The organism is Lysinibacillus sp. GbtcB16, assembly GCF_019091145.1.
Lineage (GTDB): Bacteria > Bacillota > Bacilli > Bacillales_A > Planococcaceae > Lysinibacillus > Lysinibacillus fusiformis.
In genome coordinates this window covers 1-621 of the sequence record NZ_JAGXJV010000095.1, presented here as the reverse complement: position 1 = coordinate 621, position 621 = coordinate 1, and the positions used below count along the sequence as shown (strand labels likewise).

Below are 621 nucleotides of genomic sequence, written 5' to 3'. Positions count from 1 at the left end.
AGTTCAATACTGAATAACAAAGTTCAATACTCGACAACAAAGTTGCATACTAAATGTTGAAATACAATAAAGTAGGGTGCCAAAAAATAATTTTAGGTACTGGTCTATTGAAATAGGCACGAAAAGCATCGGCATTTGTCGATGCTTTTTTGTTTTTTTACTCATCTTTTTAAAGGTGCTTTTTTTTACTTTTAACTATAGAGTTTGTTATAATTTGTGGGGAGAAATAATGTAATGATACAGATATTATTTTGGAAATGGGGTTAAGTTTTGAGTGGGTACGATAAGAAAAAGATACATCAGTTAATAAGGGGATTCATGCTTGAAATTATAAATGTAAGATCAAAATTTCAATTATGGAGACACATTCAAAAGCATAGAAATGAACATTTGGATGAACTTAATATTGCGCCAGCTTTTTTTACTCTGACACTTCAGTCATTATTCAACGATGTTATTATCACTTTAGCGAAGCTTTATGAACATGGAAGGACGACCGCTAATTTGAATAAATTAATAAATATTGCTGATGTTAATAGGGCTCTTTTTGATTATAAAGAAAATGCAGCTGATTCTTTGATGATTACCAAAAAGGAAATTGAAAATCATAAGAAAATTATC

Annotated in this window: 1 protein-coding gene; it reads left to right on the top strand. The window is 29.6% G+C overall.

Annotation, left to right across the window (positions count from 1 at the left end):
* Positions 1 to 270: 270 nt before the first annotated feature.
* Positions 271 to 621: AbiU2 domain-containing protein (locus KVT27_RS23495; protein ID WP_217582060.1), on the top strand; the 351-nt coding region annotated here is incomplete at its 3' end.